The 20,732-nt window shown below is 58.2% G+C and carries 17 protein-coding genes and 1 rRNA gene; 15 read left to right on the top strand and 3 right to left on the bottom strand.

From position 1 onward, the window contains the following. Positions 1–28: 28 nt before the first annotated feature. The 3 genes from CPH89_RS10790 to CPH89_RS10775 all read right to left on the bottom strand — a co-directional run bounded on the left by CPH89_RS10790 (position 29) and on the right by CPH89_RS10775 (position 4,609). A 16S ribosomal RNA gene (locus CPH89_RS10790) occupies positions 29–1,565 on the bottom strand. Positions 1,566–2,194: 629 nt separating this feature from the next. Continuing rightward, entirely contained in the window at positions 2,195–3,415 is a 1,221-nt protein-coding gene (locus CPH89_RS10780; RefSeq protein WP_053253704.1) for a CaiB/BaiF CoA transferase family protein, read from the bottom strand. A 12-nt stretch (positions 3,416–3,427) separates the two neighbouring features. Next, on the bottom strand, positions 3,428–4,609 hold the full coding sequence (locus CPH89_RS10775; protein ID WP_053253703.1) for an acyl-CoA dehydrogenase: 1,182 nt from the start codon (positions 4,607–4,609) through the stop codon (positions 3,428–3,430). Positions 4,610–4,766: 157 nt separating this feature from the next. Here CPH89_RS10775 and CPH89_RS10770 point away from each other — a divergent pair, with 157 nt between their 5' ends. The 15 genes from CPH89_RS10770 (at position 4,767) to CPH89_RS10700 (ending at position 20,697) form a co-directional block, all read left to right on the top strand. Further along, complete coding sequence (locus CPH89_RS10770; RefSeq protein ID WP_053253702.1) at positions 4,767–5,666, top strand: LysR family transcriptional regulator; 900 nt, start codon at positions 4,767–4,769, stop codon at positions 5,664–5,666. 451 nt (positions 5,667–6,117) lie between these two features. Next, positions 6,118–7,239 carry a Re/Si-specific NAD(P)(+) transhydrogenase subunit alpha gene (locus tag CPH89_RS10765; RefSeq protein ID WP_053253701.1) on the top strand — a complete coding sequence of 374 codons (1,122 nt, stop codon included), beginning with the start codon at positions 6,118–6,120 and terminating at the stop codon, positions 7,237–7,239. Between the two features lie 15 nt (positions 7,240–7,254). Further along, positions 7,255–7,578, top strand: coding sequence for an NAD(P) transhydrogenase subunit alpha part 2 (locus tag CPH89_RS10760; protein WP_008439664.1), 324 nt, complete (start codon positions 7,255–7,257; stop codon positions 7,576–7,578). Next, a complete protein-coding gene (locus CPH89_RS10755; protein ID WP_053253700.1) occupies positions 7,575–9,011 on the top strand; it encodes an NAD(P)(+) transhydrogenase (Re/Si-specific) subunit beta in 1,437 nt (478 codons plus the stop codon). The genes CPH89_RS10760 and CPH89_RS10755 overlap by 4 nt, the downstream gene beginning before the upstream one ends. Before the next feature lie 179 nt (positions 9,012–9,190). Next, positions 9,191–10,684, top strand: a complete 1,494-nt coding sequence (locus CPH89_RS10750; protein ID WP_053253699.1) for a succinyl-CoA:acetate CoA-transferase ScpC — start codon at positions 9,191–9,193, stop codon at positions 10,682–10,684. A 318-nt stretch (positions 10,685–11,002) separates the two neighbouring features. After that, complete coding sequence (locus tag CPH89_RS10745; RefSeq protein ID WP_003214752.1) at positions 11,003–11,218, top strand: DUF1127 domain-containing protein; 216 nt, start codon at positions 11,003–11,005, stop codon at positions 11,216–11,218. A 305-nt stretch (positions 11,219–11,523) separates the two neighbouring features. Continuing rightward, on the top strand, positions 11,524–11,667 hold the full coding sequence (locus CPH89_RS10740) for a DUF1127 domain-containing protein (RefSeq protein ID WP_232005436.1): 144 nt from the start codon (positions 11,524–11,526) through the stop codon (positions 11,665–11,667). Between the two features lie 159 nt (positions 11,668–11,826). Next, positions 11,827–12,147, top strand: a complete 321-nt coding sequence (locus CPH89_RS10735; RefSeq protein WP_053253698.1) for a DUF2388 domain-containing protein — start codon at positions 11,827–11,829, stop codon at positions 12,145–12,147. Positions 12,148–12,253: 106 nt separating this feature from the next. Further along, complete coding sequence (locus CPH89_RS10730) at positions 12,254–12,562, top strand: DUF2388 domain-containing protein (protein WP_053253697.1); 309 nt, start codon at positions 12,254–12,256, stop codon at positions 12,560–12,562. 40 nt (positions 12,563–12,602) lie between these two features. After that, entirely contained in the window at positions 12,603–12,923 is a 321-nt protein-coding gene (locus CPH89_RS10725; RefSeq protein ID WP_053253696.1) for a DUF2388 domain-containing protein, read from the top strand. Further along, positions 12,920–14,881: a DUF7844 domain-containing protein gene (locus tag CPH89_RS10720; protein ID WP_053253695.1), complete on the top strand. Its 1,962-nt coding sequence runs from the start codon at positions 12,920–12,922 to the stop codon at positions 14,879–14,881. The genes CPH89_RS10725 and CPH89_RS10720 overlap by 4 nt, the downstream gene beginning before the upstream one ends. A gap of 254 nt (positions 14,882–15,135) precedes the next feature. Continuing rightward, complete coding sequence (locus CPH89_RS10715; protein WP_053253694.1) at positions 15,136–16,443, top strand: CitMHS family transporter; 1,308 nt, start codon at positions 15,136–15,138, stop codon at positions 16,441–16,443. 65 nt (positions 16,444–16,508) lie between these two features. Continuing rightward, entirely contained in the window at positions 16,509–17,276 is a 768-nt protein-coding gene (locus CPH89_RS10710) for a TerC family protein (RefSeq protein WP_053253693.1), read from the top strand. Between the two features lie 210 nt (positions 17,277–17,486). Beyond that, entirely contained in the window at positions 17,487–19,145 is a 1,659-nt protein-coding gene (locus tag CPH89_RS10705) for a Na/Pi cotransporter family protein (RefSeq protein ID WP_053253692.1), read from the top strand. Positions 19,146–19,314: 169 nt separating this feature from the next. Beyond that, positions 19,315–20,697, top strand: a complete 1,383-nt coding sequence (locus CPH89_RS10700; protein WP_053253691.1) for a M16 family metallopeptidase — start codon at positions 19,315–19,317, stop codon at positions 20,695–20,697. The last annotated feature ends 35 nt before the right edge of the window (positions 20,698–20,732 follow it).

Here is a 20,732-nt window from a genome sequence, read left to right as displayed (position 1 = left end):
AACTTATGGAGCAGCTGATGTCGTCGATTAAGGAGGTGATCCAGCCGCAGGTTCCCCTACGGCTACCTTGTTACGACTTCACCCCAGTCATGAATCACACCGTGGTAACCGTCCTCCCGAAGGTTAGACTAGCTACTTCTGGTGCAACCCACTCCCATGGTGTGACGGGCGGTGTGTACAAGGCCCGGGAACGTATTCACCGCGACATTCTGATTCGCGATTACTAGCGATTCCGACTTCACGCAGTCGAGTTGCAGACTGCGATCCGGACTACGATCGGTTTTGTGGGATTAGCTCCACCTCGCGGCTTGGCAACCCTCTGTACCGACCATTGTAGCACGTGTGTAGCCCAGGCCGTAAGGGCCATGATGACTTGACGTCATCCCCACCTTCCTCCGGTTTGTCACCGGCAGTCTCCTTAGAGTGCCCACCATTACGTGCTGGTAACTAAGGACAAGGGTTGCGCTCGTTACGGGACTTAACCCAACATCTCACGACACGAGCTGACGACAGCCATGCAGCACCTGTCTCAATGTTCCCGAAGGCACCAATCTATCTCTAGAAAGTTCATTGGATGTCAAGGCCTGGTAAGGTTCTTCGCGTTGCTTCGAATTAAACCACATGCTCCACCGCTTGTGCGGGCCCCCGTCAATTCATTTGAGTTTTAACCTTGCGGCCGTACTCCCCAGGCGGTCAACTTAATGCGTTAGCTGCGCCACTAAGAGCTCAAGGCTCCCAACGGCTAGTTGACATCGTTTACGGCGTGGACTACCAGGGTATCTAATCCTGTTTGCTCCCCACGCTTTCGCACCTCAGTGTCAGTATTAGTCCAGGTGGTCGCCTTCGCCACTGGTGTTCCTTCCTATATCTACGCATTTCACCGCTACACAGGAAATTCCACCACCCTCTACCATACTCTAGTCAGTCAGTTTTGAATGCAGTTCCCAGGTTGAGCCCGGGGATTTCACATCCAACTTAACAAACCACCTACGCGCGCTTTACGCCCAGTAATTCCGATTAACGCTTGCACCCTCTGTATTACCGCGGCTGCTGGCACAGAGTTAGCCGGTGCTTATTCTGTCGGTAACGTCAAAACACTAACGTATTAGGTTAATGCCCTTCCTCCCAACTTAAAGTGCTTTACAATCCGAAGACCTTCTTCACACACGCGGCATGGCTGGATCAGGCTTTCGCCCATTGTCCAATATTCCCCACTGCTGCCTCCCGTAGGAGTCTGGACCGTGTCTCAGTTCCAGTGTGACTGATCATCCTCTCAGACCAGTTACGGATCGTCGCCTTGGTGAGCCATTACCTCACCAACTAGCTAATCCGACCTAGGCTCATCTGATAGCGCAAGGCCCGAAGGTCCCCTGCTTTCTCCCGTAGGACGTATGCGGTATTAGCGTCCGTTTCCGAACGTTATCCCCCACTACCAGGCAGATTCCTAGGCTTTACTCACCCGTCCGCCGCTCTCAAGAGAAGCAAGCTTCTCTCTACCGCTCGACTTGCATGTGTTAGGCCTGCCGCCAGCGTTCAATCTGAGCCATGATCAAACTCTTCAGTTCAAACATCTTTGGGTTTTTAAGAAACCCTAAACTTGGCTCAGCAATCGTTGGTTACATCTTTGATTTCTCGCGGAGTAACTTGTGATGCTGATAATCTTGTTGACTATCAGTCTGACTCCACAAGCACCCACACGAATTGCTTGATTCAGTTGTTAAAGAGCGGTTGGTTAAGATCTTTCGTCTCAACCGAGGCGCGCATTCTACAGCAGCCTCATTTGCTGTCAAGTGATTATTTTCAGAAGTTTTCGAGGAATTCCTCAACAACTTCAACCACTTGCGCTTCCGATCTCTCGTTAGCGGGAGGCGAATTCTACAGCGTTACACGCTGCTGTCAACACCTCTTTTTCTCCGCTTTCGACCGAGAAGATCGAAACGTTAATAGAACCAAACAACACTGCTCTACCAACTCCTTCTGGGCTTCGATGACCTGAAGCAACTCGCTGTCGAATCTCGCATAACTCTTTGTTTACCAAGGAGTTTTCCGTTTCGACTGCGCCGGAAGTGGGGCGAATTATAGACGTCCAGAATCTGCCGTCAACGCTTAATTTTGTCTTTCTATCAATTAGTTAGAATTGATTAAAAAACAATCGACATAGCGTTGTTCACACGCTCTATATAGAAGAAGCGACTCAGATAACGCCTGCCTCCTTTAAGGCAGCCACATTCGCCGCCCCCAGCCCAAGCACGCCCTGCAATACCTGAACCGTATGCTCTCCTAATAAAGGAGGCGCACTCCGATACTCGACCGGTGTCTTGGACAACCGTATCGGACTGGCCACCTGCGGCACCATCCCTGCCAGCGAATGAGGCAACGTCATCGCCAACCCACGCGCCTTGACCTGCGGATCGGCAAACACCTGCGCCAGATCATTGATCGGCCCACACGGCACGCCGACTTGCTCCAACTGCGACACCCACTGCGCCGTGGTCTTGAAGACGGTAGCCTGGCGAATCAACGGAATCAGTTCGGCGCGATTGGCCACCCGCATCTTATTAGAAGCAAACCGCGGGTCATCGGCCCACTGCGGCTGCCCAGCCACCTCAGCGAACTTGCGAAACTGGCCGTCATTACCCACCGTCAGGATGAAATCACCATCAGCCGTAGGAAAATCCTGATAAGGCACTATATTCGGGTGAGCATTGCCCAAGCGTTTTGGTGACACACCCGTCGTCAGGTAATTCATCGCTTGGTTAGCCAGGCAAGCCACCTGCACATCCAGCAAGGCCATATCGATATGCTGCCCACCACCGTCGTGGTCCCGGTGAGCCAATGCCGCCAGGATCGCCACAGTCGAATAAAGCCCCGTCAGGATGTCCGTCAGTGCAACCCCCACCTTCACCGGCCCAGCCCCATCATCGCCCTCTGGCCGCCCCGTCAGACTCATGAGCCCTCCCAGCCCCTGAATCATAAAGTCGTAGCCCGCTCGCGTCGCATAAGGGCCCGTCTGGCCGAAGCCCGTGATAGAGCAGTAGATCAACTCCGGATTGATCTCTTTGAGCGACTCATAGTCCAGCCCATATGCCGCCAGACCACCTACCTTGAAGTTCTCGATCAGAATGTCGGACTTGGCAGCCAGATCACGCACCAGCTTCTGCCCCTCCGGACGCGTGAAGTCGATAGTCACCGATTCCTTGTTACGGTTAGCCGACAGGTAATACGCCGCCTCACTGGTGTTCTCGCCATAAGCGTCCTTCAGGAAAGGCGGCCCCCATGCACGCGTGTCATCGCCATTACCCGGCCGCTCGACCTTGATCACCTCAGCCCCAAGGTCCGCAAGTATCTGCCCGGACCAAGGGCCCGCCAGCACTCGCGATAAATCCAGTACCCGCAGATGTGAAAGCGCGCCCATGCCGTGCTCCTATTAATAGAACGCCTGAAGACCAGTTTGCGCGCGCCCCAGAATCAAGGCGTGCACGTCATGAGTGCCCTCATAGGTGTTAACCACCTCCAGGTTGACCAAGTGTCGCGCCACCCCAAACTCGTCGGAAATACCGTTGCCACCCAACATGTCCCGCGCCATACGCGCGATATCCAGAGACTTGCCGCACGAGTTGCGCTTCATGATCGATGTAATCTCGACAGCCGCCGTGCCTTCATCCTTCATACGCCCCAGACGCAGGCAGCCTTGCAAGGCCAGAGTGATCTCGGTCTGCATGTCGGCCAACTTCTTCTGGATCAACTGGGTGGCCGCCAGCGGGCGACCAAACTGATGACGGTCAAGGGTGTATTGGCGAGCGGTATGCCAGCAGAACTCGGCGGCACCCAGTGCCCCCCAGGAGATGCCATAGCGCGCCGAGTTGAGGCAGGTGAATGGCCCCTTCAAGCCACGGACATCCGGGAAGATGTTCTCTTCCGGCACAAACACGTTATCCATGACAATTTCACCGGTAATCGACGCCCGCAGGCCGACCTTGCCGTGAATCGCCGGAGCGCTCAGCCCCTTCCAGCCCTTCTCCAGGACAAAACCACGAATGTCGCCGGCATCGTCCTTGCCCCACACCACAAACACATCCGCGATCGGGCTGTTGGTGATCCACATCTTGGCACCAGTCAGGCTATAGCCGCCGTCCACCTTACGGGCACGGGTAATCATCGCGCCAGGATCGGAACCGTGGTTGGGCTCCGTCAGACCAAAACAGCCAATCCATTCACCAGAGGCCAGCTTCGGCAAGTACTTCTGCTTTTGCGCCTCGGTGCCGAACTCATTGATAGGCACCATGACCAGCGAGGATTGCACGCTCATCATCGAGCGATAGCCGGAGTCGACACGCTCCACCTCACGGGCAATCAACCCATAACTGACGTAGTTCAAGCCGCTGCCACCGTACTGCTCGGGAATCATCGCGCCCAACAGGCCGGTTTCACCCATTTCGCGAAAGATCGCAGGGTCGGTCTTTTCATGCCGGAAGGCTTCGAGCACACGCGGCGCCAGCTTGTCCTGGGCAAATTGCTCAGCACTGTCGCGCACCATGCGCTCTTCTTCGGTGAGCTGCTGATCCAGCAGCAGTGGATCAATCCAGTTGAAGCTTGCCTTACCAGCCATGAATAAGCCCTCGCGCAATAAATCAGAAGTCGTGGATGCAGCCTAGGCCGGGCACGCGCAGAGGGCAAACGAGGTTTGTGCATAGGGTTGTGCTAATTTCTCACTCCGAAACGACTGAGAATGGCGCAGACGCGCTTTTTAAGTGAGCACTACGTACATGCGCAGAAAAATTCCCAGCACCACGGCCCTTGTCAGTTTTGAAGCGGCGGCCCGCCACGAGAGCTTTACCAAGGCGGCGCACGAGCTTTCCATCACCCAGGGCGCCATCTGTCGACAGATAGCCAGCCTTGAGGAGTTTTTGAGTGTCGAGCTGTTTCGGCGCTCACGACGCGGGGTGAAGCTGACGGAAGCGGGGCTGTCCTATAGCCGTCGAGTCGCCATGCAATTGGACGCCGTTGAGCGTGACACTCTGTCGGTAATGGGACAGCAAGGCACCAACGTCATCGAACTGGCCGTGGTTCCAACCTTTGGCACCCAATGGCTGATCCCCCGCCTCAAGGACTTTCAACATCGGCACCCGGAAGTGACGGTCAACCTCACCAACCGCACGCGCCCCTTTCTATTTGCCGATACCGAATTCGATGCCGCAATCTACTTTGGCGATGCCGACTGGTCCGGTACAGAATCCCATCGGCTGATGGGAGAAAACCCCGTCCCCGTGTGCAGCGCAGGATTACTGGGCACCCGAACCCACTTCAGCCCCCAGGAAATCGCAGAACTGCCGCTGCTGCAGCAGACCACCAGGCCTTACGCCTGGCGCCAATGGTTTAACGCGCAACAACTGAACATACCCCGCGACATGACAGGCCCTCGTTACGAGCTATTCTCGATGTTGTCTCAAGCCGCCATGCATGACATGGGGATCGCGCTGATTCCACCCTTCCTCATCCAGCGCGAACTCAAGGAGAACCAACTGGTGATCGCAAGCCCCGAGGCACTGCACAGCGCCAAGGCTTACTACCTGATGATTCCTGAAAGAAAAGTCGAATCTGCATCACTGCACGCTTTCAGGGACTGGCTAATTGACCAGTCACACCGCTACAGCCCAGGTATTTAAAGGAGAAAATGTATTTGTTGACCTTGTAGTCAATTAAATCTAAAACCTACAGATGTACGTATATGTCGCTTTTAGACAGACTGTACTTATCAGCCATAAAAAGGCTAAGAGCCATGATCAACATGGCTTTCAGGGCCTAGCGCCGGCCAATGCCCAACCATTCACACCGGCGATTGAAAAAGCATCAATAAACCTCTGCAACCCTTTAAACACCTGTATTTAAAGAGGTTATTTGCGCACGTTGCGACAATCAGTCACAGGGTGACTTGTAGTTAATTTTTCGTCACCCGTCATAATCCCTTGAAGGCCGTAAAGTTCGCCTGCAAAATGCCGCGCCCCGCTGTCATTTCAGCGGGATCGTGCTGATCGGCCGCCCCAGATGCGCCACTCACGGTGCACTGGCCTTTTTACAAAAAGATCAAAAGCAAAAAGATCATGCAGGAGATTTGACGTGCACATTGGTGTTCCTCTCGAAACCCAGACCGGTGAAACGCGGGTGGCTGCCACCCCGGAAACCATCAAGAAGCTGATCGGCCAGGGCCATAAGGTCACTGTTCAAAGCGGAGCAGGCCTCAACGCCAGCATCGTCGACAGTGCCTATGAAACGGCAGGCGCAACCATTGGCAGTGCCAACGATACGTTTGGCGCCGAGCTGATTCTCAAAGTGGTTGCCCCCAGCGCCAGTGAACTGGCGCTGATCAAAAGCGGCACTGTGTTGGTGGGCATGCTCAATCCGTTCAGCAACGAAACCATTGCCAAGTTGGCCGAGCGTGGCGTCACGGCCTTCGCGCTTGAAGCCGCCCCCCGTACATCGCGAGCCCAGAGCCTCGACGTGCTGTCGTCCCAAGCCAACATCGCCGGTTATAAAGCGGTCCTGCTGGCAGCCCACCACTACCCGCGTTTCATGCCGATGCTGATGACCGCCGCAGGCACCGTCAAAGCAGCGCGCGTGTTGATTCTCGGCGCGGGTGTCGCCGGACTGCAAGCCATCGCCACGGCGAAGCGTCTGGGTGCGGTGATCGAAGCATCTGACGTGCGCCCTGCGGTAAAAGAGCAAATCGAATCGCTTGGCGCCAAGTTCGTCGACGTCCCTTATGAAACCGACGAAGAGCGCGAATGCGCCGTCGGTGTCGGCGGATATGCTCGCCCAATGCCGTCCAGCTGGATGCAGCGCCAGGCCCTGGCCGTACACGAACGCGCCAAGCAAGCCGACATCGTCATCACCACTGCATTGATCCCAGGTCGCAAGGCACCCACCCTGCTCAGCGCCGAGACCGTCGCGCAAATGAAGCCGGGCTCGGTGGTCATCGACCTCGCCGCAGCCCAAGGCGGTAACTGCCCGCTAACGGTGGCCGATCAGGTCGTCGTGGAAAACGGCGTGACCATCTGCGGCCCGACCAACCTGGCGGGTGCCGTAGCCGCCGATGCTTCTGCGCTATACGCGCGCAACCTGCTGGACTTCCTGAAGCTGGTCTTCACCAAGGAAGGGCAGTTTGAAATCAACCTCGAAGACGACATCGTCGCCGCGTGCCTGATGTGCCGCGACGGCCAAGTCATCCGCAAAAACGCCTAAGCAGGGATTCAGACGATGGAAGAGCTTATCTCCCCCGGTATCTACAACCTGATCATCTTTGTGCTGGCGATTTATGTCGGCTACCACGTGGTATGGAACGTGACCCCCGCGCTTCACACGCCGCTGATGGCGGTGACCAATGCGATCTCCGCAATTGTCATCGTCGGCGCCATGCTCGCCGCCGCGCTCACCGTAACGCCACTGGGCAAGACCATGGGCACCCTGGCCGTGGCGCTCGCGGCGGTTAACGTGTTTGGCGGTTTCCTGGTCACTCGCAGGATGCTTGAGATGTTCAAGAAGAAAGCCCCGAAAGCAAAAGAAGAGGCGCCATCGTCATGAGCATGAATCTCGTCACGACGCTCTACTTGATCGCGTCGATCTGCTTTATCCAGGCCCTTAAAGGCCTGTCACACCCCACCACATCGCGACGCGGCAACCTGTTTGGCATGCTCGGCATGGCGCTGGCGGTACTCACCACCGTCGGCCTCATCTATAAACTGGGCGCTGAACTCGCCACCGCTGGTATTGGCTACGTCATCGTCGGCCTGCTGGTCGGCGGCACCGCCGGTTCGATCATGGCCAAGCGCGTAGAAATGACCAAGATGCCAGAACTGGTCGCGTTCATGCACAGCATGATCGGCCTGGCAGCGGTGTTCATCGCCATCGCCGCCGTGGTCGAGCCACAATCCCTGGGCATCGTGAAACATTTGGGCGACTCGATTCCGGCCGGTAACCGCCTGGAGTTGTTCCTCGGCGCAGCCATCGGCGCCATCACCTTCTCGGGTTCGGTGATCGCGTTCGGCAAACTGTCGGGCAAGTACAAGTTCCGTCTGTTCCAGGGCGCACCGGTACAGTTCGGCGGCCAGCACAAGCTGAACCTGGTACTTGGCCTGGCCACGCTCGGTCTCGGCCTGGCGTTCATGTTCACCGGCAACCTCAGTGCCTTCGCATTGATGCTGGCCCTGGCGTTCGTGCTCGGCGTGCTGATCATCATCCCGATCGGCGGCGCCGACATGCCGGTTGTCGTCTCGATGCTTAACAGCTACTCCGGTTGGGCAGCAGCAGGCATCGGTTTCTCGCTGAACAACTCGATGCTGATCATCGCCGGCTCGCTGGTAGGCTCAAGCGGCGCGATCCTGTCGTACATCATGTGCAAGGCGATGAACCGCTCCTTCTTTAATGTACTGCTCGGTGGTTTCGGCAACACGGTGGATGCCGGCGCAGCGGCAGGTTCGAAAGAAGCGCGCCCGGTAAAATCCGGCTCCGCGGACGACGCCACCTTCCTGCTGACCAACGCCGACACCGTGATCATCGTTCCAGGCTATGGCCTGGCGGTCGCCCGCGCGCAGCATGCGCTCAAAGAGCTGACCGAAAAGCTGACTCATCGCGGCGTCACCGTGAAGTATGCGATCCACCCGGTAGCGGGCCGTATGCCTGGGCACATGAACGTACTGCTGGCCGAGGCCGAAGTGCCTTACGACCAGGTATTCGAGATGGAAGACATCAACTCCGAGTTCGGCCAAGCCGACGTGGTGCTGGTGCTGGGTGCGAACGACGTGGTCAACCCGGCCGCCAAGAACGATCCAAACTCACCGATCGCCGGTATGCCGATCCTGGAAGCGTTCAAGGCCAAGACCATCATCGTCAACAAACGCTCGATGGCCAGCGGCTATGCCGGCCTGGACAACGAGTTGTTCTACCTGGACAAAACCATGATGGTCTTCGGTGATGCCAAGAAGGTCATCGAAGACATGGTCAAAGCTGTCGAATAACACTGCGCCAGCGCAATACCCGAAACCCTGGCCTCCAGTAGGCTGGGGTTTTTTATTATCGGATGAAACCCGACCAAAGGCTCTAAATCGCTGCCCGGCATTCGACCATGGTAGCGGGCCGAATTTTTTTGAAATCACTACACTGCCCACCTTGCTTCCGTAGCCTGAGATAACAATTCATGTACCGTGATCGTATCCGCTTGCCTTCGCTGTTGAACAAGGTCATGAGCGCGGCAGACGCCGCCGCACTGATCGAGGACGGCATGACCGTCGGCATGAGCGGCTTCACCCGCGCCGGTGAAGCCAAGGCCGTTCCCCACGCCCTGGCCGAACGCGCCAAGACATCCCCGCTGAAAATCACCCTGATGACGGGCGCCAGCCTGGGCAATGACCTGGACAAGCAACTGACCGAAGCCGGTGTGCTGTCCCGACGCATGCCCTTTCAGGTCGACAGCACCCTGCGCAAAGCGATCAACGCAGGCGAGGTGATGTTTATCGACCAACATCTGTCGGAAACCGTCGAGCAACTGCGCAACAACCAGCTCAAGCTGCCGGACATCGCCGTCATCGAAGCCGTCGCGATCACCGAACAAGGGCATATCGTGCCCACCACCTCCGTGGGCAACTCAGCCAGCTTCGCGATTTTCGCCAAGCAGGTGATTGTTGAGATCAACCTTGCGCACAATCCGAACCTGGAAGGGCTGCACGACATCTATATCCCGACCTATCGGCCGACACGCACGCCAATTCCGCTGGTTAAGGTCGACGACCGCATCGGCAGCACCGCGATCCCGATCCCGCCCGAGAAGATTGTGGCCATCGTCATCACCAACAAGGCAGACTCCGCCTCTACAGTGACGCCGCCGGACGCTGACACCCAAGGTATCGCCAACCATCTGATCAACTTCCTCAAGCAGGAAGTGGACGCCGGGCGCATGACCAACAAGCTCGGCCCGCTGCAGGCCGGCATCGGCAATATCGCCAACGCGGTGATGTGCGGCTTGATCGAATCGCCGTTCGAAGACCTGACCATGTACTCGGAAGTGTTGCAGGACTCAACGTTCGACCTGATCGATGCGGGCAAGCTGAGCTTCGCCTCGGGCAGCTCGATCACCTTGTCGGAGCGACGCAACGCCGATGTGTTCGGCAACCTGGAACACTACAAGGACAAGTTGGTACTGCGCCCACAGGAAATCTCCAATCACCCCGAAGTGGTTCGGCGCCTGGGCATTATCGGCATCAACACCGCGCTGGAATTCGACATCTACGGCAACGTCAACTCCACCCACGTCTGCGGCACACGGATGATGAACGGCATTGGCGGCTCCGGAGACTTCGCACGCAACGCGCACCTGGCGATCTTCGTCACCAAGTCGATAGCCAAAGGCGGTGCGATTTCCAGCGTGGTGCCGATGGTCAGCCACGTGGACCACACCGAACATGACGTCGACATATTGGTGACCGAGATCGGCCTTGCCGACCTGCGCGGCCTGGCACCGCGTGAGCGGGCCCGGGTGATCATCGACAACTGCGTGCACCCGGCATACCGCGATGCGCTGAACACTTACTTCAATGCCGCCTGCGCGATCGGCGGGCATACACCGCATATCCTGCGTGAAGCACTGAGTTGGCACATTAACCTGGAAGAAACCGGGCATATGCTCAAGGCTTGATTGATACAGATCCAGCCTGATGCCATCACCGTTTCACCCGCTCGGGAATCTCAGCAGTACTTTTTACAAAAACTGTACTGCTGTACCGGTCATTTCCTACTGAATTCTCCTACGCCCCTCGCCTAAAATGCCTATTTCGCACTGTTTCAGTGCGGACAGGTACAGTTGCCCCATTTATGTACCGTACAGCCGCTATAAACAGTTAACTGGCCCCTCACAATACAGGTGAACTGTATCTAGAGAGTCTTGCGTCGGAGGAGGATCATTGGCATCAGTTAAACCACTACCTAATCCCGCCACAAGCGGAAGGATGTCATCATGGAACGTACACTCAGTTCCGATCTGTTCTTCGAAGAAAAAGCTGTAAACACCCAGGCTTCCCTGCCTTTGCGCGTTCTCGCCAACCTGATGTTGTGGCAGCGCCGCATCTCCAGCCGCCACCAACTGGCTCGTCTGGATTCGCGTCTGCTGGCTGACGCCGGTATCAGCGAAGCTCAACGCTACGAAGAGCTGAGCAAGCCGTTCTGGCGCTAATTGGCGCCCGCTGGCCCTGACCCACCGGGTCCACCGCCAGCACTCTGATTTGTCAAAGCAAAGCCCGCCCCGGGTAACTGGAGGCGGGCTTTGCTGTTTCTGGCGTTCAACTTTTTCTAACGTTAAACAGATGCACTTCATGAGTACCAGTACAGTTTAAAAATAACTACAGTTAAGCGGTACAATTTAACTTCGGTGTATCTGTATCGGTGAACTCGCGCCAGCCAACATGGTGTCCCAAGACCTCATGAAAGGCTCCAGCCATGAAGACAGACACGTCATCTTATAAGCCGTTGATAGTGCGTATGGCCCGTGCGCTAGGCAGATGGGGGCGAAAGGCCCACGAGCGGCGCCAACTGGCACAACTTGACCCTCGCGAGCTGTCCGACGCTGGAATCAGTTGGGGAGACCGAACCGCCGAGCTGTCCAAGCCGTTCTGGCGTGACTGAACAGTGAAGAAGCTTCCCGAACGGATAAGCGGCAGCTTAAGATTCCATCACCACGTGGCGAACCTTGTAGAACGGGCGTCTGATCCTCGACAGCAACACTGTCCGTTTCACAGTGGCCGCTTTGCGCCGCTTTATTTGATCATCTACAGGAGTCATTCCATGTCCCGTCTTCGCCTGCTGAGTGCTGCCGCCCTGTTGGCCGTAGCTGCCAACGCCCACGCGAGCAGCCTTATCGTGACCACTGATTCGATCGTCGGCGCACTGAAAGCGACGTCCGATGCCAGCTCCGATGCCACCTCTTCCCTGCGCGACAACAAGGTCGTGCAAGCGGCCCGCGACGACGCCGCCAGCTTTGTCGCCAGTGAAGGCGCCATTCGTGGTGTGAAGCTGGAAAGCGCCCTGGCCCAGATCCGCCAGCAGGCTCCGCAGTTGAACACCGCAACGGACGCGCAGTTGGCACAGGCCATCCTGGCCATCTGACGCCAAGTCGACCCACGAGAGCGCCAGCTACCAGCAAATGTGTCAGCGCTGGCCCTCGCCCGGGCGTTGCGCTAGCCTTGGCGCTCGCTTTCAGTTGTCGAGTCCCATGGCTTTTTCATACCGCCTGTTGATCGTTCCCGTTTTGTTTTGCGCCTGCTGGTCACCCTTGGCGTCGGCCTTTGACGTGTCCACTCAGAGCACCGTCATCAGTGCGTATGCCACCAGCAAGGTGACGTCAGCGCCTTTTGACAGAAAATTGATACTGGCCGCCCAGGATGACGCTGCCGCATTTATCGCCACTGACGGCCAATGGCGGGGAGCTCGCCTGGAATCCGCGCTGGATTATCTGCGCCGGACCCAGCCAAAACTTCATGCCAGCGACCTTGAACTGGCGCAAGCAATTCTCGTCCAATAATCATCTTTGTATTTCCATCTTTGTATTTTGGAGTCATCCCATGCGTAGCCCGCTGATCGCCGCCGCTCTCGGCCTGCTGTTGTTGGCCGATGTTGCCCACGCGCAAACCCTCAAGGCCACCAGTAACATCGTCGTGCGTGCCTCGGCCCGCACCATTGATTTCACCTCGGACACCACCACCTCCATCCGCGACTCCAAAATCGTGCGCGAAGCCCACGATGACGCCGCCAGCTTCGTCGCCACCAATGGCGAGATCCGTGGCGCGCAGTTGGAAGCCGCCTTCAACACCCTGCGAACCCGTGTACCGGAAGCTCGCGACGCCAGTGACCAGACCCTCGCCGAAGCTATCCTCGCTCTGTGAGGCGGCTAGTCGCCTGGCTACTGGCCGGGACTGTGCTGCTCTGTGCCAGCGCAGCCCAGGCCAGCCTGCAACTGCGGCTCAAGACCGAAGGTTTGAGCCCGGCCGAACAGCAGGCCAGCCAGGCATTGCTCGATGAGGCGATGCGCGCTTTGCCGCCACGCTTTATCGAGCAGCTGGACCGGCGGATTGATGTCGGCTGGACCGACAAGATGCCTGAAAACGCGTACGGCCAAGCCTCTCTGGTGTCCGAACTGGACCTTAACCAAAACCTGCTTGCCAGCCTGACCGACGGCAGCGCGGCCACGCAGAAGACCCACCGCCCCCACGGCACCGTACGCCGCGAAATGCTCGCCACCGTCCTGCATGAACTGACCCACATTTATGACCGTGCGCGCCTGTGGACCAAAGACGAGCGCCGGCTGATCCAACGCTGCAGCCGCCAGAACAACATCACCGGCCTGATCGGCCTTCCCGATCAATGCCGAGGCCAGAATGACCGCCGCTTTACCTTAAGTGACGACCCGCGCCTGCTGGACCTTGCCGGCTGGCCGCAATACGTGGGGCGTCGCGGCGAACGGGAGCAGCACAACCATCAGGTTGCCCGCAGCCCGGACATCTACGAAACCACCAGCCCGCTGGAGTTCGTGGCCGTCAACATGGAGTACTTTCTCCTCGACCCAAGCTACGCCTGCCGTCGCCCCGCGCTGTTTCGCTATTACAAGGAACACTTCGGCTGGGCGCCGCCAAAGCAAGACACCTGCGCCACCACCTACGCGTTCCTGAACGCGGGTAACGATTTCGCCAAGACGCCACTGGGTCAGATCGATCCGGAGCGGGTGTATGAAATCGATTACCTGCTGGCCGAAGCCAACCAAAACCTGGTCAGCCGCTGGGGCCACAGTATGTTGCGCCTGGTGATCTGTGCGCCTGGTCGCCCACGTGGCCCGGATTGCCGGCTGGACCTGGACCAGCACCTGGTGCTGTCCTACCGCGCATTTGTCGGTGACGTACAGCTGTCGAGCTGGGATGGCCTGGTGGGCAAGTACCCTTCACGGCTGTTCGTGCTACCGCTGGCCCAAGTGATCGACGAATACACCAAGACCGAGTTGCGTGGCCTGGCGTCCGTACCGCTCAAGCTCACACGTCAGGAAATCAACGACACCGTCGAGCACGCCGCCGAAATGCACTGGAGCTATGACGGCAACTACTTCTTCATTTCCAATAACTGCGCAGTGGAAAGCCTGAAACTGTTACGCAGTGGCAGCGCCAACCCGCAATTGACCGGCCTGGACAACATCACCCCCAATGGTCTGCTGGAAGTGCTCAGCGCCCGTGGCCTGGCCGACACCCGTGTGCTCAATGACAAACGCGAGGCGTTGCGCCTGGGTTATCACTTCGACTCGTTCCGCGAGCGCTACCAGGCAATGTTTGACGTGCTGCGTAAACATCTGCCGATCAAACAGACCCAGGTGGAAGACTGGCTGGCTCTCAGCGCCGACGAACGCCGTCAGTGGTTCAGCAAGGCCGACCTGCGCACCAGCGCTGCACTGTTGTTGCTGGAGCAGGCAAGCTATCGCAGGCAACTGATGCTGGCCCAGGACGAAGTCAAACAACGCTACCTCGGTGCACGCGAACTGAAAAACGGCGGCATGGAAAAAGCCAACAATACGTTGCAACAGATCCTCGCCAACAGCGGCTTCCTCAGTCGCCCCGCAGAACTGCTGGGCACCAGCGGCTACGGCCTGCCACAACCTTCGGAAGCCAAACGTCTGGAATCGGAAAGCGCCGAACGCCAGAAGCAACTGCAATCCTTGACCGGCGACCTGGATAAAGAGGTGCGGATGCTGCTGGAGCCGTCCCGCGCTGCCGAGATCGCCGCCTGCGAGGCCAACCTCAAACAGGTAGGTGAACATCTGCGCGCCCTGCACAAAGCTGCAGGTGGTTTGGAACTGCCTTAACCCACCTTAAAGAAAAGTCCTACAAACCTCTGATCGTCTGAGTGCTCAGCGAAAGCTGGCTGAAAGCTTCCCCGTCTAGGATCGCCCCACTGCCGGCAACAGACCGGCTGTTAACAACAACAATGGTGATTCCTGATGTCTGTTCGTACCCGCCTGTTCGCTCCAACTCCCACCGTACGCTACGTGCCTTTCGTACTGCGCTAACCCCCAACCGGTTCGCCATTCCCTAGCCGCGCTACGCCTGGAGTATTCCTATGCTGACTTTCCTTGGCTTTGCCATGGTCATCACGTTCATGTTCCTGATCATGACCAAGCGCCTCTCTGCGCTGATTGCTTTGATCATTGTGCCGATCCTGTTCGCCCTGTTTGGTGGCTTTGCACCGGAAATCGGCCCGATGATGCTGGCGGGTATCACCAAGCTTGCGCCGACCGGCGTGATGCTGATGTTCGCCATCCTCTACTTTGCGCTGATGATCGACTCCGGCCTGTTCGACCCGGCCGTGCGCAAGATCCTCAAGATGGTCAAGGGCGACCCGCTGAAAGTGTCGGTCGGCACCGCGGTGCTGGCCTTGGTCGTCTCCCTTGACGGTGACGGTGCCACCACCTACATGATCTGCGTGGCTGCCATGCTGCCGCTGTACCAGCGTATCGGTATGAGCCCACGCATCATGGCCGGCCTGATCATCCTCGCCGGCGGCGTGATGAACATGACGCCTTGGGGTGGCCCGACTGCCCGTGCCGCCAGTGCACTGCATGTGGACCCGTCAGATATTTTCGTTCCGATGATCCCGGCCATGGCCGCCGGTGTAGTGGCGATCCTGGTGATTGCCTACATGTACGGCAAGCGCGAACGTGCCCGCCTGGGTGAGCTGCACCTGCAAGGCGATGAAATCGACCACAGCGAGATCAGCGTGTCGCAATTCCCGGACGCCCGCCGTCCAAAGCTGATCTGGTTCAACGGCGCCCTGACCTTCGCCCTGATGTGCACCCTGATCGCCGGCCTGTTGCCGCTGCCAGTGCTGTTCATGGTGGCGTTCAGTATCGCGATGATCGTCAACTACCCGTGCCTGCAACAGCAGAAAGACCGCGTCGCCGCCCACGCCGGCAGCGTGCTGGCAGTCGTCGGGCTCATCTTCGCCGCGGGCATCTTCACCGGCATTCTGTCCGGTACCGGCATGGTTGATGCCATGTCCAAGAGCTTGCTGGCGGTTATCCCGGAAGCGCTGGGCCCGTACCTCGCAGTGATCACCGCGCTGGTAAGCATGCCGTTTACGTTCTTCATGTCCAACGACGCGTTCTACTACGGCGTACTGCCAGTACTCGCCGAAGCGGCCAGCCATTACGGCATCACCGCCGTTGAAATGGCCCGCGCCTCGATCGTTGGCCAACCCGTGCACTTGCTCAGCCCGCTGGTACCTTCGACCTACCTGTTGGTGGCCCTGGCCGGCATCGAATTCGGCGACCACCAACGCTTTACCCTCAAGTGGGCAGTACTGGTGTGCCTGTGCATAATGTTCGCGGCTCTGCTGATGGGGATTTTTCCGCTATTCAGCACTCTATAATCTTACCGACCTAACCGCGCGGCGCTGCAGCTTGCGCGGTTTCACACTAGCTCAAAGGAATACACATGGAATGGCTGACCAATCCGGAAATCTGGATTGCCTTCTTCACCCTGACGGCCCTCGAGATCGTCCTGGGCATCGATAACATCATCATGATTTCGATCCTGGTCAGCCGCATGCCCAAGCATATGCAGGCGCGCACCCGGATCTTCGGCCTGGCCCTGGCCATGGTGACGCGAATCCTGTTGCTGCTGTCGATTACGTGGGTCATGCAATTGACCGCCGACCTGTTCGTGGTCTTCGGCCAAGGCATTTCCGGGCGCGACCTGATTCTGTTCTTCGGCGGCCTGTTCCTGCTGTGGAAAAGCTCCCAGGAGATGTATCACGCACTGGAAGGTGAAGACGAAACCCACGATGAGCCGAAGGGCGCCGGTGGCAAGTTCATCTACACCATCATCCAGATCGCGATCATCGACATCGTGTTTTCCCTGGACTCGGTCATCACCGCGGTGGGCATGGTTTCCCATGTACCCGTCATGGTCGCCGCGATCATCGTCGCCGTACTGGTGATGATGCTGGCTGCCGGCACCATCAGCGAATTCATCGACAAGCACCCGTCGCTGAAAATGCTCGCGCTGTCGTTCCTGCTCGTAGTGGGTACCGTGCTCATCGCCGAATCCTTCGGCGTACACGTGCCAAAAGGCTACGTCTACTTCGCCATGGCGTTCTCGCTGGCGGTGGAAGCGGTCAACATCAAGATGCGCACCTCGATTGCGAAGAAGAAGAAACAACAGGACCCGGTGAAACTGCGCAAGGACATTCCGGGTCAATAAACCCGAGCCAGACAAAAAGGGGCTTCTATAAGCCCCTTTTTTTCATCCGCAAAAAGCTGATTTCATGACAGTTTTGTTTCAATACCTTCTTTAGCTATGCGATGCTGGCGCAGAGCGCATCCGCCAACTACAGCTTAAGTACAAGACGTAGAACGGCACGCGGCAACTTTCCTTCGCCCCAATTGGGCGCACCTACACGGGGGGCCGAGCATGCTGACCTTGCTCAATCTGCTTTCCGCCGTGACCCTGCTTATCTGGGGCACGCACATTGTCCGTACCGGCATCTTGCGGGTTTACGGTTCCAACTTGCGCCAAGTCATCGGGCAGAACATGTCCAAGCGCTGGCTGGCTTTCGTCGCCGGTATTCTGGTGACGGCCATGGTGCAGAGCAGCAACGCCACGGCAATGCTGGTGACCTCGTTTGTCGGCCAGGGCCTGATGGGCCTCACGCCCGCGCTTGCGACCATGCTTGGCGCCGACGTCGGTACGGCATTGATGGCGCGGGTGCTGACCTTCGACTTGTCCTGGCTGTCACCGCTGCTGATCTTTCTGGGGGTGATTTTCTTCCTGTCGCGCAAACAGACGCGAGCGGGCCAGATGGGACGGGTCGGGATCGGCCTGGGCCTGATCATTCTCGCCCTGCAACTGATCGTCGAAGCCGCCGGGCCGATTACCCATGCCCAAGGCGTCAAAGTCATCTTCGCCTCGCTGACTGGCGACATCTTGCTGGACGCCTTGGTCGGCGCGTTGTTCGCAATGATTTCCTACTCCAGCCTGGCCGCCGTATTGCTGACGGCAACGTTGGCCGGCGCCGGAGTGATCGGCCTGCACGTGGCCATCGGCCTGGTGATCGGCGCCAACATCGGCAGTGGCGTGCTGGCCTTCCTCAGCACCAGCATGCAAAACGCCGCCGGTCGCCAGGTCGCGCTGGGCAGCCTGCTGTACAAACTGATCGGCCTGCTGCTGATCATCCCCGTACTCGACCCGCTCGTGCGCTGGATGGACGGTCTGGACTACAGCGCCCAAGGCATGGTCATCACCTTCCATCTGCTCTACAACACCATCCGCTGCCTGATCCTGCTGCCGAGCATCAGCCCGATGGCACGCCTGTGCGCCTGGTTACTGCCGGAACAAGCAGAGGTCAACGGCAAAGCCAAGCCGCGCCACCTGGACTTGGCCTCACTTGCCACGCCAAGCCTTGCGTTGGCCAACGCCGCCCGCGAAACCCTGCGTTTGGGCGACCTGATCGACAACATGCTCACCGCCATGCTCGAAGTGCTGCGCGGCAAGCAAACGGCTATTACCCAGGAAATGCGCAGCCTCAGCGATGACGTCGAGGCACTCTACAGCGCGATCAAGCTCTACCTCGCGCAAATGCCCCGCGAAGACCTCAGTGAACAAGACAGCCGCCGTTGGGCCGAGATCATCGAGCTATCAATCAACCTGAAACTGGCTGGCGACCTGATCGAGCGCATGCTGCGCAAGGTCCAGCAGCAGAAAACGTCACAGCGTCGCCAGTTTTCTGAAGTGGGCCTGGAAGAACTGGCCGGCCTGCATACACAGTTGATTGCCAACCTGCGCCTGGGCCTGTCGGTGTTCCTCAGCGCCGACCCCGAAAGCGCCCGCCAATTGCTGCGCGAGAAGCGCCGCTTTCGCGCCCAGGAACGCCGCCTGGCGCATGCTCACGTCAGCCGTCTGCAACGCAAAATCGTACAGAGCCTGGAGACCAGCTCCTTGCATCTGGAGCTGATTGCCGACATGAAACGTCTCAACTCACTGTTCTGCAGCAGCGCCTATGTGGTGCTCGAAACCTCCGATACCGGCGCACTCTCCGCTGAAGATATTGCTGACATCACCCATTCGCCCTGAACGTACGGGCGACTGCACAGTCAGTAAAAAATGGACTTAAAACCAAACCGGCAATGTGGGAGCGGGCTTACTCGCGAAAAAAGCCGTGTGTCAGTCTACGATTCAGCCGACTGAACCACCGCCTTCACGAGCAAGCCCGCTCCCACAGTCATTCGCCAGGAAGCTTGTTATGCGTCGCCTGTTATTCGCCTGCCTGCTGTGGGGCTCTGCACACGCCTTTGCCTTTGATCGTCTGCAAGTCGAGGGTTACACCCTGCCCAACGGCCTGCAATTACTGCTCAAACCGGGCACCGAGCGCGGGCACGTGGCTATCCGCCTGGTCGTAGGCGTAGGCCTGGATGACTTCCGTTGTGAAGAAAAGGAGTTGCCGCACCTGCTCGAACACCTGTTGTTCAGCGGCATCGACGGCGGCGGTGAAGGCGACCTGGAAGACCGCATGCAAGCCCTCGGCGGTGAGTGGAACGCCTACACCAGCAACGCCGACACGACCTTTGTGATCGAAGCGCCCGCGCAGAACCAACGCAAGGTACTCGACTTGCTGCTGGCAATCGTCACCCGCACTGAACTGACCGATGCCAACATCAACGCAGCCAAGCAGGTGGTCGAACGCGAAGATGGCGGCCACTACTCACACCTGCAACGCCTGCTCGACCGCCAGGACCTTGGCCACACCGCCAGCAACCAACTGGCCGTCGAACTGGGGCTCAAATGCGCCGAACGTGCGCAAGTCGACCACCTGACCCGCGATCAATTGGAGTCCCTGCGCAAGCATTGGTACGCGCCCAACAACATGACCCTGATTATCGTCGGCGACCTCGACAAACTGCTGCCGGCCTACCTGGAGCGCACCTATGGCCAACTCGACCCGGTCGAGCCGAGCGAGCATTTGCCGCTACCGGAAATCCAACATGCCGCCGCCAGCTACCGTGATCTCGTCCACGGCTGGGTCGGTGACAGCGCCAAGCTGCACTGGCTGTTCCCGGAACCGGTACTCGACGACCAACATGATGAAACCTACGACTTGCTCAAGGACTACCTGGACTGGGCGCTCTACCGTCAACTGCGCCTCAAGCACGGTTTGTCCTACGGCCCATGGAGCGAGCGTGAAGTGCTCGGCGGCGTTGGTTTCCTGAGCCTGAATGCCGACCTTGAGCGAGACAAGCTGCCTGAAGCCGAACAGGTGCTGCAAAACCTCAAGGCGCACCTGCTTAAAGACGGCCTCGACCCGGCGACATTCGCCCGCCTGCAGCAAGCTGCCATCGCCCGCCAAGCCTGGGCAGTGCAAGGCAACAGCGCCCTGGCCGACTATTACTGGAGTGCCTCCGGCGACTACAACGACGGCCATTTCAGTGACCCGGCGAAGCGGATCAAGGCCGTGACCCTGGCACAGACCAACCAGGCCATGCGCCAGGTGTTCGACCAACCGGGCTATTGGCGCGTGGAAAAACCGCTGCTCAGCTATGACACCCTGGCCTGGATCGGCGTCGGTGCGCTTGGGCTGATTGCCAGCGGGTTGATCGGCGTTCGTCTTTATCGCAAACGGATCGCGTAATGAAGCACCGAGCCCAGGACTAAGACGTTATTCTG

Origin of the sequence: Pseudomonas fluorescens (assembly GCF_900215245.1) — a bacterium.
In the GTDB taxonomy this organism is placed as follows: Bacteria; Pseudomonadota; Gammaproteobacteria; order Pseudomonadales; family Pseudomonadaceae; genus Aquipseudomonas; species Aquipseudomonas fluorescens.
This window is presented reverse-complemented; position numbering and strand designations above follow the sequence as displayed.

Excerpts from the sequence above, each read along its gene's own strand:
- CPH89_RS10740 (WP_232005436.1), top strand. The coding sequence starts at position 11,524 with ATGGCCCGTGCGCTAGGCAGATGGGGGCGAAAGGCCCACGAGCGGCGC.
- CPH89_RS10705 (WP_053253692.1), top strand. The coding sequence starts at position 17,487 with ATGCTGACCTTGCTCAATCTGCTTTCCGCCGTGACCCTGCTTATCTGG.
- CPH89_RS10745 (WP_003214752.1), top strand. The coding sequence starts at position 11,003 with ATGGAACGTACACTCAGTTCCGATCTGTTCTTCGAAGAAAAAGCTGTA.
- CPH89_RS10760 (WP_008439664.1), top strand. The coding sequence starts at position 7,255 with ATGGAAGAGCTTATCTCCCCCGGTATCTACAACCTGATCATCTTTGTG.
- CPH89_RS10770 (WP_053253702.1), top strand. The coding sequence starts at position 4,767 with ATGCGCAGAAAAATTCCCAGCACCACGGCCCTTGTCAGTTTTGAAGCG.
- CPH89_RS10700 (WP_053253691.1), top strand. The coding sequence starts at position 19,315 with ATGCGTCGCCTGTTATTCGCCTGCCTGCTGTGGGGCTCTGCACACGCC.
- CPH89_RS10755 (WP_053253700.1), top strand. The coding sequence starts at position 7,575 with ATGAGCATGAATCTCGTCACGACGCTCTACTTGATCGCGTCGATCTGC.
- CPH89_RS10715 (WP_053253694.1), top strand. The coding sequence starts at position 15,136 with ATGCTGACTTTCCTTGGCTTTGCCATGGTCATCACGTTCATGTTCCTG.
- CPH89_RS10710 (WP_053253693.1), top strand. The coding sequence starts at position 16,509 with ATGGAATGGCTGACCAATCCGGAAATCTGGATTGCCTTCTTCACCCTG.
- CPH89_RS10730 (WP_053253697.1), top strand. The coding sequence starts at position 12,254 with ATGGCTTTTTCATACCGCCTGTTGATCGTTCCCGTTTTGTTTTGCGCC.
- CPH89_RS10735 (WP_053253698.1), top strand. The coding sequence starts at position 11,827 with ATGTCCCGTCTTCGCCTGCTGAGTGCTGCCGCCCTGTTGGCCGTAGCT.
- CPH89_RS10780 (WP_053253704.1), bottom strand. The coding sequence starts at position 3,415 with ATGGGCGCGCTTTCACATCTGCGGGTACTGGATTTATCGCGAGTGCTG.
- CPH89_RS10775 (WP_053253703.1), bottom strand. The coding sequence starts at position 4,609 with ATGGCTGGTAAGGCAAGCTTCAACTGGATTGATCCACTGCTGCTGGAT.
- CPH89_RS10750 (WP_053253699.1), top strand. The coding sequence starts at position 9,191 with ATGTACCGTGATCGTATCCGCTTGCCTTCGCTGTTGAACAAGGTCATG.
- CPH89_RS10725 (WP_053253696.1), top strand. The coding sequence starts at position 12,603 with ATGCGTAGCCCGCTGATCGCCGCCGCTCTCGGCCTGCTGTTGTTGGCC.